The organism is Methyloversatilis sp. XJ19-49, from assembly GCF_024580145.1.
In the GTDB taxonomy this organism is placed as follows: Bacteria; Pseudomonadota; Gammaproteobacteria; order Burkholderiales; family Rhodocyclaceae; genus Methyloversatilis.
Genome location: NZ_JANINI010000001.1, coordinates 1 through 14,509, shown reverse-complemented (window position 1 = coordinate 14,509; position 14,509 = coordinate 1). Strand labels below are relative to the sequence as shown.

The following is a 14,509-nucleotide window of genomic DNA, read 5'->3' as shown; positions in this document are numbered from 1 at the left end:
TGCCCCCTAACACCGCGCATCAAGCCCGCAGGCCTTACCGGCCTGCGCGGTCGCGGCGTCCTTACCACAGGCGACCGCGAATGCACGCCCGCCTGCGCCGGTTACTGACCGGCGCAGGCAGGGCTTTTCACTCTCCGCATACCGCGACTTTCAGGGCTGATCCAGGCTGCCCATCGCACGCGGCCAGGTCACCACACCCCAGGGCAGTTTCTTGTCCTCGATCCGGGCGGTGACTTCGAGTTTTGCCACGTCTACGACCACGAGTTGATTCGAGCGGCCGCACGCCACCAGGATCTGCTTTTCGTCCGGTGTGAAGGTGAAGTGCCAGCAGCGCTCGGCGGCGAGCGGCACATCCTTGATCTTGGCGAAGGTTTTCGCGTCGAACACTTCGAGCGCCTGGGCCCGCGCGGTGGCCACATAAAGCCGCTCGCCCTTGCGGTCGAAGGCCACGCCATAGGGCGTCTGGCCGGTCGCAACCGTCTTGATCGGCGTGAGCTTGTCGTCCAGCACCAGGAAGTTGTTGCCGAATTCCAGCGTGGCGATGTAGGTCTTGCCATCCGGCGAGAGCTTGATGCCACGCGGGCGGGCACCGTACTTTTCCACATCGACCCTCTTCACCAGCTTGCCCGACTTGATGTCGTGCAGCGTCAGCGTGTTGTCGGCTTCGTTGGTGACCACCAGGCTCTTGCCGTCGGGCGAAAACTCGATGCCTTCCGTCTCCGGGCCGCCGACGATGTTGCGCACCACCTTGCCGGCCTTCAGATCGACCACGGCGACCTGTGCCGGCTCCTTGTCGTCGTCATCGTCGTCGTCATGGCCGTGGCCGCCGTCCTTGCCACCGTCCTTCTTTTCTTCCTTCTTTTCCGCACCCGGCTTGGGCGGCGGTCCGAGCTTCGAGGTCGGCTCGAAGGACACGAATGCCATGTCGCCGCGCACGCGCACGAATTCCGGGTTCTTGCCGATCCTGACGCGCTTCAGGATCTTGCCGCTGGCCGTATCGATCAGCGCAACGTCACCGGTTTCACGCACCGCGACCACCAGCGTCTTGCCGTCGTCGGTAACGCCGAGGCCGCGCGGCACCTTGCCGCCGACCGCGTATTCGCCGGTCACCTGCATCTTCGCCAGATCGATGATCGAAATGCCGCCTTCCTGATTGCTCACGTAGGCGGTGCCCTCTGCCTGCGCCAGACCGGCAGCGGCAAACATCGAAAGAAGTGCGGCAGACCACAGGCTGCGCGCTGCGAACATCGGTGGGGTCATCGTTTTCATGGGGCTTCCTCCTTGATTCATTCTTATTGGACGGCTGTCGGCCACACCGAACCCCAACGCGTGTGCAAGGCGTCGGGACGACATGATCGAAGCGCCGAAGTATAGAGACCGTCGAGCGGCCTTCGGTTCAGGAAATCCGCCAATCGGGGGCTGCGGGCGACGCGGGTGCGACCCCGCCGACCGGGAAACCCTCCCGTTACGGTGTCGCACCGTCACCCCGCGCTACAAGGGAAATCGTCCCGGCCCACCCGCCGCCCGACAAGGTCGAGCATCGCCTGCCGCACGCCTGCGATCCGTGCCCGGCCGCTGCAGCCGGTACAATCACCGGTTTTCCGTATTCCGGGCCCGCACATCATGGAAGCAGAACGTCTCAACGCCATCGCCAATCATCTGACCGACCTGCAGTCGCGGGCCGGCGAACTGCGGAGGTACCTTTGACTTCGATGCCAAGGCATCGCGGCTCGAAGAGGTAGAACGCGCGCTGGAAGATCCGGGCATCTGGAGCGACACCGCACGCGCGCAGGAACTGGGCAAGGAAAAGCACACGCTGGAAGCGGTCGTGCGCGCCATCGAATCGATTGACGCGCGGCTTGCCGACGCCAGCGAGCTGTTCGAACTGGCCCGCGAGGAAGCCGACGAGGACACCGTGGTGGCGATCGAAGCCGACAAGGCGAAGGTCGAAGCCGACGTGGCCGGGCTCGAATTCCGCCGCATGTTCAACAACCCGCAGGACCCGAACCCCTGCTTTCTGGAAATACAGGCCGGCGCCGGCGGCACCGAAGCGCAGGACTGGGCATCGATGCTGCTGCGCATGTACGTGAAGTACTGCGAACGCAAGGGCTTCGACGTAGAGGTGATGGAAGAATCGGAAGGCGACGTGGCCGGCATCAAGAGCGCCACCATCAAGGTGACCGCCGAATACGCCTATGGCACGCTGCGCACCGAAACCGGCATTCACCGTCTGGTGCGCAAAAGTCCATTCGATTCCGGCGCGCGCCGCCACACCAGTTTTTCCAGCGTGTTCGTCTATCCGGAAGCGGACGATTCGATCGAGATCGAAATCAATCCGGCCGATCTGCGGGTCGATACCTTCCGCGCGTCGGGCGCCGGCGGCCAGCACATCAACAAGACGGACTCGGCGATCCGCATCACGCACCTGCCGTCCGGCATCGTCGTGCAGTGCCAGAGCGACCGCAGCCAGCACCGAAACCGTGCCGAGGCCATGGCCATGCTGAAGTCGCGCCTGTACGAAGCCGAACTGCGCAAGCGGCAGAGCGAGCAGCAGGCGCTGGAAGATTCCAAGACCGACATCGGCTGGGGTCACCAGATCCGTTCCTACGTACTCGACCAGAGCCGGATCAAGGATCTGCGCACCAATTACGAAGTGGGCAACACGCAGGGCGTGCTTGACGGCGACCTCGACGGCTTCATCCAGGCCAGCCTGAAGCAGGGCGTGTGAAGTTGCTGAAGTTCCTGCTGTGGTTGCTGCCGCTGTCGCTGCTGCTTGCGCTGGCTGCCGTGATCGGCGCAGTGTCGCTGATGCTCGATGCCAATCCGGCGCTGCCCGAGCCGCCGGTCGTGGCGCCGGCCGCCGCCGAAAAGCTGCTGCAGCAACTGGCGCTGAACGACCCGCGCCACCTGCGTACCGGCCAGCGCAGCGAAATCCGGCTCGGCACGGCTGACCTGAAGCTGCTGGCGCAGGAGGCGGGCCGCCGGCTGCCGGCGACCCGCCTCGATCTGCAGCCGGATGCCGGCGGAATGAACATCGCCGCCAGCCTCGAACTGCCGGCTGCATCACGCTGGGTCAATGTGCAGGCGCGCGTGGCGGTGTCCGACACCGGCCAGCCTGAACTCGACACCCTGCGCATCGGCCAGATCAACGTGCCCGACTTCATCGCTCAGCCGCTGGTGTATTACGCCGTGCCGAAAGCGCTCTCCGTGGCCGGCGTCGGCATCGATCCGCAGCGTTTCATAGATCTGCTCGACCGGGTGCAGATCAGCCCGGCGGGCATCGCACTGAATTACGTCTGGTCGACCGAACTGTGGAAGGAAGGCGTGCAGTCGATGCTGCCGGCCGGCGAAGCCCAACGGCTAGGCTTCTATCACGAGGCGCTGGTGAAGGTCGTGGTGGGCATGCGCAAGGACGGCGACAGCGAGTTGCTGCGTGCCATGCAGGCGCTGTTTGCACTGGCCGAACAGCGCTCAGGCGATGGCGACGCACTGGCGGAAGAGCGGTCCGCCGTACTCGCGCTGGCGCTGTTCGTCCATGGGCGCCATCCGCGGGATCTGGTGCCGCAGGCCGCCGAATGGTTGCCCGTGCCGCGCCTGAGCCTGACCTTGCGCGGCCGGGAAGATCTGTCGCAGCACTACGTCGGTTCCGCCCTGCTCGCCCTGCAGGCGGGCGCCGCGTGGGCCGATGCCATCGGCCTGTCGAAGGAAGTGAGCGATGCGCGCATCGGCAGCGGCTTTTCCTTCACCGACCTGCTGGCCGACCGCGCCGGCACCCGGCTTGGCGAACAGATTGCCGCCGGCCGCGGCAACATCGCGCAGCGCTTTGCAGCCGGTCTGCCGGTTGACGACGTATTGCCGCCGCTCGACGGCCTGCCCGAATTCATGCCGGAGGACGAGTTTCTGCGCCGCTTCGGTGGCGTCGATGCCCCCGCCTACAAGGCAGTGATCGACGACATCGAGGCCCGCCTCGCAAGACTGGAGCTGTACCGGTGAGCGCGGGCGAATTCCGGATCGATCCTGCGGTGGACTTTGCCGACTTCCTCTCGCCCGGCGTCAGCCCCGGCGACCTGCCGGAACTTGACCGGCTGGCGCGCGCGCGGCCCCTGCTGTCCGCCTTCACGACGCTGTTCCACGGCTCGGAAGCCGAAGTGCTGCTGCGCGTGCTCGTGCTGGGCGAGATCGGCCGCACCGCCGACGCGCCGCGCTGGTCGCCCGAGGCGCTGCGCGCACGTTTCGCCTTCATCGATCCTGTCAAGCTCGAAACCGTGCTGCGCCGCCTGCGCGACCACGCATTGCTGCGCGTAGCGGACAGCCAGTACCAGTTGTCCGACATCGGCCGCAATGCATGCGCCGCGCTGGCCATGCTGCTCGAACTGTCCGGCGACGAAGATGTGGAACTGGGCTTCCTGACCGCACAGATCGCCGGCCTGCAGGCGGTCGATGGCGACACCGGCGACGCGCTGCAGCACCTGCTGGGCAAGCTCAACGATCTCACGCTGCACTTCGAGGATGCGATCGCCTCCGGGTCGGAATTCCGCATCATCGCGGCGCGCCGCCGTCTGGATGCCAACGGCCGCTGGCTGGAACGGGGCACCGCGCTGCTGCGCGACCTGCTCGCCGATGACGACCTGCCGTTCGAGCGCGCCCGTCTGGCGCAGCGCATCGGCCTCGCGCAGTCACGCCTGGCCCGGGTCGACGCCTCCTTCCAGCGCGCCCTGAACAAGATCGAGTCGCAGCGCGTAACGCTGGGCGGCTCCGGCATTTCGTCGTCGGACGTCGCCGGCTGGCTGCGCCGGCTCGACAGCGCGGCGCTCGCGGCGCTGGCCGCCGACGCACTCGCGCCCTGCCCCGACCTCACCCTGCTGGCCGGCGACCACGAGTTGCTGGACCGCGCCGAACCAACCTTGTCTGCCGAACCGGTCAGCGAAGCCGAAACGGCGCTGCCGGCGCCCGACGACGCACCGGTCGCCGCGGAACCGCCCGCCGAAGACCTGCACCTGCTCGAACGCTTCGCCCATCGCCTTGGCGCCCTGCCCGGCCCGATCGCGCTGGCCGATGTGATTCCGGGCAACGGCTTCGCTCAGGCGTCCTACCGCATGTCGCTGCTCGCGCTGCTGCGCGATGCCGGAGCCGGCGGCGACCCGGCGGTCGAAGCTGGCGAAGGTCCGGTCGCCGATTTCCTGCGTCTGGCCATCGACGTGCGTTTCACCGAACACCTGCAGCCGCTGGCCGATGACGACATCGCCGCGATCACGGTCGGCGAAGTGCTGCCGCGGGGCGCGCCGTCATGAGTACTCGCCCGGCATGGATGCGGATGCACCGGAGTACGGCCGCTGTGCTGATGGTTTCATCCGAACTGACCGGATCCTGCCTGCGGCAGGTCCTCTGACCTGATGGATATGGAAACAGAACTTCGCACCCTTACCGCGCGCCTGCTGGCGCACCGCTCGATGCCGCGCACGGACCGGCTGGCGCGCCGCGCCCTGGTCGATGACGGCTTCCGCCACGCACTGGACCAGCGGCTCGCTGCGGTCGGACTGCAACTGTTCGACAATCCCTATGCCGCGCACATCGCCGTAGGCATCGCCGACGACATGCGCGAGCCGGTGTTCGGCCAGACACGCGAATACGCCGCCAGCAATGTCGGGCTGATGCGTGACGAACTGGCCTGGCTGATGGTGATCTGGTCGCTGATCGTGCTGCCCAAGCGCGAACGCCAGGTCAGCCGGCGCGCACTGAACGACGAAGGGCAGGACGACATGTTCGGCGCCGAACAGCCGGTCGAGCACGGCGATGCGGTATCGGGCGCACTCACCGAAGCGTCGCTGCTGGCCGACTTCGGCAGCAGGCTGGGCGGCAAGATGAAACTGAACATCACGCTCGGCAAGCTGGCGCGGCTCGGATTCATCGAGCGGCGCAATGGCCTGGTGTTCGAAGGCCCGTTGCTCGACGTGCTGCTCGACTATCGCATCCTGGCCGACCGCGTCATCCACGGCACGCTGGCCGACGTGCTCACCGGCGCCGGCCGCGCCGTGCCTGAAGCCAATGCCTTCGAGCGGGCCGCAGAGGCCGACGACGATGAGGTCGAATCATGATTCATTCGTCCTTCGCAGGCGCAGGCCCCGCCCGCGACGCGCCTGTCGATCATCGGCAGGCGGCTGACTTCACGCCCCATCGCCAAAGCGGCCCGCTCCGACCCACCTCTCACGCACGCTGACGAGCACCCATGTTCCACATCAAGCAACTCGAACTGGTGCATTGGGATTTCTGGCGGCGCTTCACGCTGCCGCTCGATGCACAGATCATCACCATCGTCGGGCCGAATGGCTCGGGCAAGACCACGCTGCTCGATGCGCTGCGCACGCTGTTTGCGCTGCGCTGTTCCGGCAAGCGCGACTTCCGCCGCTACGTGCGGCGCGGCGATCACGACTACGCATGGATACGCGCCGTCGTGGCGAACGTGGCCAGCGGCACCGGCAAGCGGCCGTTCTTTCCGTGCGTCCATGATGAAGTGACGCTGGCCTGCCGCATCAAGCGCGCCGGCGGCGACTGGACGCGCGACTACGCCATCCTCGACGGCAATGTCGCGATCGAAACGCTGGAATCCGGTGGCGAATGGACCGGCCTGCGCGACTACCAGAACCGCCTCGCCTGGGGCGGGCTGACGCCGGCCATCGCCAAGGTGCTGTCGCTGGAACAGGGCGACACCGACAAGCTGTGCGAATACTCGCCGCGCGCCCTGCTCGACCTGGTGTTCGACGTGTTCGGCGACAAGGAGGTGCTGGACAACTACCAGGCCGCGCGCGAGGAACAGAAAGGCGCCGAACGCGAACTCGAAGGCATCGGCCTCGACCTCGAACGTTTGCGCGCACAGGCCGAAGCCAAGCGCCTCGAAGCCGACAACTACCGGCAATGGAAGCAGCACGCCGACGAGGTGCTGGCGCTGGAAACCGAAATCGTGCCGCGGCTCGAAGTCGCCGAACTGACGCGCGACATGTCGAACGAGCGCGGCGACCTCGCCCGGTTGCGCGATGACCTGCGCTGGCTCGGCCGCGAACAGGGCACGCTTTCGGACCGGCTTGCCGCCGTGACGGCCGAACGCGAAGCGGCCGTCGCCGCACTGGCCGAGGTGCGCGCCGACGCGCAGCAGGCGGAAGCCCGCCAGCTGGCCGCCCACGATGCGCTGCGCGACGTCGAGCGGCTGCTCGAGGAAGAACGCAAGCTGCGCGAGCGGGTGGCCAGCGAACATGGCGCCGATGCGCTGACGCTGGAAGCCGAGCATGCCGCAGCCGAAGCGCTGGCGACGAAACTGGCGGGCGACGAGCGCATGCTGGTGGCGCAGTTCGAAGACAAGGCCGAACAACTGCGCGCCGCACAGGAACGACGCAGCGCGCCGGGCGACGCCGAGGTGAGTACCTTCCGGGCGAAGCTGGATGAAGCCGGCATCGCGCACTGCGTGCTGTCCGACGTGGTCGAGGTGACCGACGTCGCCTGGCAGGCCGCGCTGGAAGCCGTGCTGCGACCGTACCGCCACCTCGTGCTGCTGGACCGCGAAGACGACCGTCACGCGGCCTGGGCGCTGGGCGAACAGGCGCGCTTTCGCCACTTCATCGTCGCCGAACGCGAAAATGTGGCGGTGGCACGCGCCGGCTCGCTGGCCGAAGTGGTGCGCTTCGCCGCCGCGGTGCCGCGCTGGCTCGCCGACCTGCTGGGCCGCATGCAGCGCGTGGACAGCGCCGATGCCGCCCGTCACCTGCCGCGCGATACCGAATGGATCACCCGCGATGGCTATCACCGCGAGCGCCGCGGTGCGCGCCACCTCGGCCGCCCGGCCGAATTCCACTTTGGCGAACTGGCCCGGCAGGCGCGCATCGAGCAGTTGGGCCGCGACATCGCCGGACTCGATGCCGCGCGCCGCGCGCTGAGCCCGGAGCTGGACCGGGCACGCGAGCAGGTGAGCGCGCTGCGCGCCCGCCTGCTCGGCCTGCAGTCGGCCAGCCTGCTGGCCCTGCGCAGCAATGAATTTGCGCAGGCCCGGGCGGCGCTGCCCGGTGCGCGTTCGAGCAACGACCAGACCCTCACCGCGCGCGATGCCGCGTTGCGCGAGGTCGAGCGCCTGCGAGAAAACCTGACCGGCATCGACACCGAAATCGACCGTCGTCGCCGCGAGCTGAATGCAGTGGGTACGCGCCTGCGCGATCTGACGCAGCAACTGATGCCGCGCCGCACGGAACAGGCGCAGCGACTGGTGGCGCTGCGCGCGCGCCGCCGCGGCATGCCGGCGCACTGGCTCGACCCGCGGGAGCTGGCCCAGCTGGCCGAACGCTACGGCGATACGCGCGCCGCGCGGCGAGAGCTGGGTCGGCTGCGCGACCTGCTGGCGACCGGCGACTGGGTCACAGATCCGTCCGCGCTGACGCTGCGCGACCGGCTGAAGGATGATCTCGCGCGGCGCGAACAGGACTTCGCCAGCCGCCAGGGTTACTGCGCCACCGCCCGCCGTCACACCGACGACGCCCGCGCCGCCTACATCGCCAAACTGCGCGCCACCGTGCGTCAGTACGGCAAGAACCTGCGTGCGCTGGGCGAACTGGCCAACGTGGGCGTCGATTGCGGCGCACCGCCGCTGGACAACGACGATCTGGCGCTTGCCCAGGCCGGACTGGACGTGAGTTTCGACTTCGACCGCAAGGGCGCTGTCGGCCTGAATGACGGCGAAGCGTCCGGCGGCCAGCAGGTGATGAAGTCCCTCATCCTGCTGATCGCGCTGCTGATGGACGACACCCGACCCGGCGGCTTCGTGTTCATCGACGAGCCGTTCGCCCACCTGGACGTCGCCAACATCGACCGCGTCGGCCGCTTCCTTGGCGCCACCCGTGCGCAATACCTCATCACCACCCCGGTGACGCACAACGCGAACGTGTTCGCGCCCTCGCAGCTGACACTGATCACCAGCAAGAAGTCACCCACCGAAAGCTGGGCACCGCCGATCGGCATCCTGAAGCGCGCGAAGTAGCGCCTGGGGAATCAGAACCTTCAGGTCAGGACGCTGTGGAAGCGGCCTGTGGGCAGCATCACCTGTGAGCAGCTTCACCTGTGGGAGCGGCGGCCTCGCCGCGATTGATGCCGCGATGATCGTTGATCAACGCGCCGATCGCGGCNGTGCGACCCCCGGGAGCGGCGCGGATTTGTGTGAGCGGCGGCCTCGCCGCGATTGATGCCGCGATGATCGTTGATCAACGCGCCGATCGCGGCGAGGCCGCCGCTCCCACAGGCCGCCGCTCCCACAGGGTGCCTCCACAGGGTAGCCACCGCACGACCGCTTCACTGAGCGTGACTGCGGTCTCTGTGCCGCCTCACTCCGCCTGAGCCGCCGGTGCGCGGATGAGCGGAACGTAAGGCAGTCTGAACTCGGCCGTGGTACCGACGCCGGGCGCGCTGCGCACGTCGATGTGGCCGCGCATCAGCTCGGCCATGCGCTTGCTGATGGCCAGCCCGAGACCGCTGCCGCCGAAACGTCGGGTGGTCGAGCCGTCGCCCTGCTGGAACGGATTGAACAGCTGCTCGATCTGCGACGCGCTCATGCCGATGCCGGTATCGGCCACCACGAATGCGAGCTGTCCGTCGTGCAGCGACGCCGACAGCTGGACGCAGCCGCGCTCGGTGTATTTGACCGCATTCGACAGCAGATTGAACAGCACCTGCCCGATGCGCGTCGGGTCGCCGAGGCAGGTGTCGGGCAGATCGGCCGCCCGTTCGACCCGCACCTCGAGCCCCTTTGCCTGCGCCAGGACCTGCACCAGATCCACCGCGTGTGCGATGACCTCACGCAGATCGACCGACGCCTGTTCCATCACCAGCTTGCCGGCTTCGATTTTCGAAAAGTCGAGCACATCCTCGATGACACCGAGCAGCCGGATACCCGATGCCTGGATTTTCTCGAATGCCTCGCGCGCCTTGTCGATGTTGCGGTGGTTGCGCAGGCCTATTTCGGCGAACCCGAGCACACCGTTGAGCGGCGTGCGGATTTCATGACTCATGTTGGCGAGGAATTCGCTGCGCATGCGCGCGAGCTGCTCGGCAACCGCCAGTGCGCGCTCGCCAGCCCGCGCCGCGGCATGCTGAGCGCTCATGTCGACAAAGCTGATGACGGCGCCCGTGATGTTGCCGTGCTGCTCGATGGGATGCACTTCGTACATGACCGGAATCGCATGTCCATCGGCGTGCCAATACACTTCGTCGTCAACACGCAGTTTGCTGCCCGACAACAGCGCGCCGTGGCTCGGGCAGTCCGCCAGCGGGTAAGGCGATCCGTCGGATCGGCTGTGGTGGAACAGCAGATGGCCCGAGGCGCCGATCAACTTGTCGGCCGGATAGCCCAGCATGCTGCAGGTCGCCGGGTTGACGAAGGTGATGATGCCGTGTGTATCCACGCCAAACAGGCCGGCTGCGCTCGACTGCACGATGTGCATGGCGCGTGCCTCGGTGTCGATCAGCTCGGCGGTGCGTTGTGCGACCAGGTCTTCCAGGTTGCGGCGGTGCTGTTCCAGCTCGATTTCGCTGCGTTTTCGTTCGCTGATGTCACGCCCCACCTCGACCATGGCGCGTCGCTGCTGCGCATCGTCGAACAGCGGCACACGGATCACTTCGTGCCAGGTCGGCCGACCGTCGGCATCGACGCCGTGCTCTTCGGTGCGCGACGGCCCACCCGCCGTCCACGCGGCATCCTCGTACGCACGCACCAGCGCCAGCCGGTCGGCCAGTTCCGGGTGTCGGACAAGCAGTTCCGCATCGGTGCAACCCTGCCAGTCATCGGCTCCCAGTCCGAAATTCTGCAGGCATACGCTGTTGGCCATCAGCCAGCGGCCCTCCGCGTCCTTGAAACGAATGGAATCGGGCACGACTTCGATCAGCGTCTGCAGTTGCGCCTTGCGTTCGGCGAGCGCCCGGCCACTGCGTTCAGCTTCGCCGATCTGACGCATCAGCCCTCCGCCGAGCAGCGCCGACAGCAGCGCAAAACCGCCCGCCAAGCCGAATGCTGCCCATACTTCGTTGCGCCAAGGCGCAAGGTAATCGTCGCTCGCGGTGGCGGCGATGACCACCATCGGCACGCTTTCCAAGCGCCGCAAGGTCACGATGCGTTCGTAGCCGTCGGCGCCGACCGGCGTGTAGTAGGTCGTGACGCGCGCGCCCTCGCCGTAAAGCTTCATCATTTCGGGTGATCCACCACGATTCCCGATCTGGCCGACTGGCTTGTCCGGAATCGGCGGCTGGCGGGCGATCAGACCAAGTTCGGCATCACGCAATATCAGCGTGCCGTACGTGCCTAGATCATAGCGACCGAGCACTTCCGAAAAATGGTCCACGGCAATGGGCGCCGCGATCACCCCTGCGAAGCGACCGTCCGGATGGTTGTAGCGCAGCGTGAACGCCACGATGTACTTTTGCGCTACGCGGCCGACGATCGGTTTCGTCACCCGTATCGCGTCTCCGGCGTGTTCGCGGTGCCAGGCGAAGTAGTCGCGGTCCGACCAGCTGGCGCGCACGCTGTCGCTGACGCCCTTGCCCAGAATGACAACGCCGTCGGCGTCGGCCACGCGAAACGACTCCAGCTCGGGCAGGCGGCCGGCATGGCGCTCGAGCATCGTGTTCATCAGCGGTGCGTCGATGTGGCCATCGGCCAGCTCGCGCTCGAGCTCGTCGGCGACGACGCGCAGCGCGAATTCGATCTTGCCGATGCTGTTCGACAGCGTCTGTTCGAGCGCGATCGCGACGTTCTGGGTCAGCGTTTCCGCTTCCAGTTCGTGCTGTGTGCGGCTTTGCAGCACCGAATGAACGGACAGCGCGAGCACCAGTACGTTGAAAACGACCAGTGCCCCGATCAGCCGGAGGCGCAGGGCGCGTGACGGCGCGTCAAGACCGGGCGTGAGGCCGCTCACCCTTCAAACTTTCGCTGCCGGACCGCGGGGTCTGGCCGGGCAACGAAAACACAGCCCGGCAGGTCTGCCGCAAGACGATGGAAATGCTGCACCACACGAGAACCAGGAGAATAAGACCGGCGCGAAGAATACGCCCTTATGCATAGAATGACACAGCGAGTGTAAGGTCTCTTGGTCAATGTCCGCCTTTTTCGCAGGCGGGACGATTCAGCGTCGCCAGACGGCCCAGGCAAGCATCAGCCAGCCACCGATGAATGCGAGCCCGCCCAGCGGCGTCACTGCGCCGAGGCCGCGCACACCGGTCAGCGATAGGGCGTACAGACTGCCGCTGAACAACAGCAGCCCGAGCATCATCAGCCAGCCGGCGGTGCGCAGCGCGCGGCTGTCCGGCCGATGCAGCATCAGCACGCCGATCAGGCCCAGCGCCAGCGCATGCCAGAAATGATATTGCACTGCGGTTTGCCACACGACGAGCAGATCGGGCGTCAGGCTCGCCTTCAGCGCATGCGCGCCGAAGGCGCCGGTCATCACCGCCACTGCGCCAGCCAGCGCGGCCAGCGTCAGCATGCGCCGTGCGGCGGGGTTCAAGTCGGGTTGTGTATACATATATGCAGAGAGGGTGGAAAACGCGCCTAGTGGAAAGCGCGCCGGAAAAAATGCTCAGCGCACCTTGCGGAACACCACCACATGCTGCCACGGCAGACCGGTTTCGGTACGCACCCATTCCAGCGCGTGGGCCGACGCCTCGAGCCGGATCTGGGCCTCGCTCATCTTGTGCAGCGGCTTGATCGGTACGGTCGGGTCTTCCGCCTTGTACTCGACAAACACCACTTCACCGCCCGGCCTGAGTGCCTGCAGCACGCTGGCCAGCACCTCGTACGGGTGAGTCAGCTCGTGGTACACATCGACCATCACCGCCAGATCGACCGACTGCGGCGGCAGATTGATGTCGGTTTCGCTGCCCAGACGCGGTTCGATGTTCTTCAGCCCGTTGCGCCTGACCAGCCGATCCAGCACCTCGATCATCTGCGGCTGTACGTCCACCGCCAGTACCTTGCCGCCGGGCGCCACCAGCCCGGCCATGCGCCGCGACAGGTAGCCGGTACCGGCGCCGATGTCCGCCACCACCATGCCCGGCTTCAGCGCCAGCGCCATCAGCAGCAGATCGGTGCGCTCTTCCTGCGCCCGCTCGCTGCGCTCCAGCCAGCCCGCGCCCTGCCAGCCCATCACCGCCGAAATTTCGCGCCCCATGTACACCTTGCCGATGCCGTCACGGCTCGGCGAACGCTCGACATAGCGTTCCGACTGCGCCGCAACGGGCGCCACCGCCGCGCCGATCAGCACAGCACAGGTGATGAACAGGACAGGAAGACGGGTCATGGCACTCGCACCGATGAATGAACGCGCTCTGGAGAGTGAAAACCGTGGCAGAAGTTCGACGCCGGGTGCGCGCGGATGGAGGTGCTCCTGTGGATGGTGTCCCTGTGGATGGTGTCCCTGTGGGAGCGGCGGCCTCGCCGCGATTGTGCTGCGACCATCGTTGAGCAAAGTGCTTATCGCGGCGAGGCCGCCGCTCCCACAGAGGCCGCTCCTACACGCCGCCGCTTCGCAGGCCGTTGCAATCGAGCCGGGTGCAGGACAACGGGTGCGCTGACGCGCAGCTGCAGCACGACGGCTGTGCTTTGCAGAGTGTCGACGCCTTTTACACTGATCCGAAGCGCCGACCGGTCCTTGCCGCTCATTGCTCCGCGCGGCAAGGCATTGACGGATATGGCTTCTGGTGGCACGTTGAATGCTTGTGCTCGTCCAGTTGCCTCAACCCGGAGCCCACTCATGCCCATCCGCCACCTGCTTGCCGCAAGCGCCGCAGCCTTCGCGCTGATCTCTGCCCCCGCTCAGGCCGAACTGCTGTCCGGCGATACCGGACCGGTCGAGGAACCGACGCTGATCTACATCGGCATGGACGGCTTCAACTTCGAATTCGGCTGGAGCGTGAACACCTTTGACCGCGCCTACCTGTATGGCAGCGGGAACGAGATTGCCGTGGCGCCCGGCGTCAGCACGGTCGAACAGATCGGTGACGCCTCGCTGCTCAGCTTCACGACACTCTTCGTCGGCCCGTTGTGCGACGCTTCGTGTGCGTCCAACGGCGTTGGTGACTTCGTCGTGCTGCGGCGCGACGGCGCGTATGGTGCGTTTCGCATCGATGAGGTCGTCTATGACGGATTCGACCCGACCATCGGCACGTTGAGCGGCACCTGGTGGATACAGCTCGACGGCACGTCGCAGTTCGCGCCGGCCGTGCCCGAGCCCGCGAACTGGGCCATGCTGCTGGGCGGCATCGCCCTGATCGGTGCCGCCGTGCGCCGCCGGGCGTCCTGAAGCAATACATCCGACAGACCGACCGGCGCAAAGAGACCACAGCGAGCCCTCAAGCGCAGGGACTGTGGGAGCGACGGCCCCGTCGCGATCGGTACCATGACCAGCGCCGTGCGAAGCGCCTATCGCGGCGAGGGCGGAGCGGTAATGCCGTTCAGTTAGCACTGTCAGATAAATTTTTTTACGCAAGT

At 66.7% G+C, this 14,509-nt stretch carries 10 protein-coding genes; 6 read left to right on the top strand and 4 right to left on the bottom strand.

All coding sequences use genetic code 11. The annotated features are described in order from the left end of the window. Positions 1-150: 150 nt before the first annotated feature. Positions 151-1,269, bottom strand: a complete 1,119-nt coding sequence (locus tag NMQ16_RS00050) for a beta-propeller fold lactonase family protein (protein ID WP_257078424.1) — start codon at positions 1,267-1,269, stop codon at positions 151-153. Positions 1,270-1,623: 354 nt separating this feature from the next. Between NMQ16_RS00050 and prfB the strand changes: the two genes are divergently transcribed. The 5 genes from prfB to NMQ16_RS00025 all read left to right on the top strand — a co-directional run bounded on the left by prfB (position 1,624) and on the right by NMQ16_RS00025 (position 9,016). Beyond that, positions 1,624-2,728 (top strand): peptide chain release factor 2 gene (gene prfB / locus NMQ16_RS00045; RefSeq protein WP_257078423.1). Its coding sequence is split into 2 segments (ribosomal slippage): positions 1,624-1,704 and positions 1,706-2,728, totalling 1,104 coding nucleotides; the frame shifts between segments, so codons are not numbered across the junction. Continuing rightward, complete coding sequence (locus NMQ16_RS00040; RefSeq protein ID WP_257078422.1) at positions 2,725-3,993, top strand: hypothetical protein; 1,269 nt, start codon at positions 2,725-2,727, stop codon at positions 3,991-3,993. The genes prfB and NMQ16_RS00040 overlap by 4 nt, the downstream gene beginning before the upstream one ends. Beyond that, a complete protein-coding gene (locus NMQ16_RS00035; RefSeq protein ID WP_257078421.1) occupies positions 3,990-5,291 on the top strand; it encodes a hypothetical protein in 1,302 nt (433 codons plus the stop codon). Before NMQ16_RS00040 ends, NMQ16_RS00035 begins: the two co-directional genes overlap by 4 nt. Before the next feature lie 108 nt (positions 5,292-5,399). Beyond that, positions 5,400-6,095 (top strand): hypothetical protein, encoded by a 696-nt coding sequence (locus NMQ16_RS00030; protein WP_257078420.1) that lies wholly within the window; start codon positions 5,400-5,402, stop codon positions 6,093-6,095. 131 nt (positions 6,096-6,226) lie between these two features. Then, complete coding sequence (locus tag NMQ16_RS00025; RefSeq protein WP_257078419.1) at positions 6,227-9,016, top strand: AAA family ATPase; 2,790 nt, start codon at positions 6,227-6,229, stop codon at positions 9,014-9,016. A 340-nt stretch (positions 9,017-9,356) separates the two neighbouring features. Here NMQ16_RS00025 and NMQ16_RS19305 read toward each other — a convergent pair whose 3' ends face one another. The 3 genes from NMQ16_RS19305 to NMQ16_RS00010 form a co-directional block, all read right to left on the bottom strand. Continuing rightward, a complete protein-coding gene (locus NMQ16_RS19305; protein WP_257078418.1) occupies positions 9,357-11,939 on the bottom strand; it encodes an ATP-binding protein in 2,583 nt (860 codons plus the stop codon). 207 nt (positions 11,940-12,146) lie between these two features. Beyond that, entirely contained in the window at positions 12,147-12,527 is a 381-nt protein-coding gene (locus NMQ16_RS00015) for a DUF423 domain-containing protein (protein WP_257078417.1), read from the bottom strand. Positions 12,528-12,599: 72 nt separating this feature from the next. Then, a complete protein-coding gene (locus NMQ16_RS00010; protein ID WP_306441598.1) occupies positions 12,600-13,319 on the bottom strand; it encodes a class I SAM-dependent methyltransferase in 720 nt (239 codons plus the stop codon). Between the two features lie 453 nt (positions 13,320-13,772). Between NMQ16_RS00010 and NMQ16_RS00005 the strand changes: the two genes are divergently transcribed. Then, a complete protein-coding gene (locus NMQ16_RS00005; protein ID WP_257078416.1) occupies positions 13,773-14,321 on the top strand; it encodes a PEPxxWA-CTERM sorting domain-containing protein in 549 nt (182 codons plus the stop codon). The last annotated feature ends 188 nt before the right edge of the window (positions 14,322-14,509 follow it).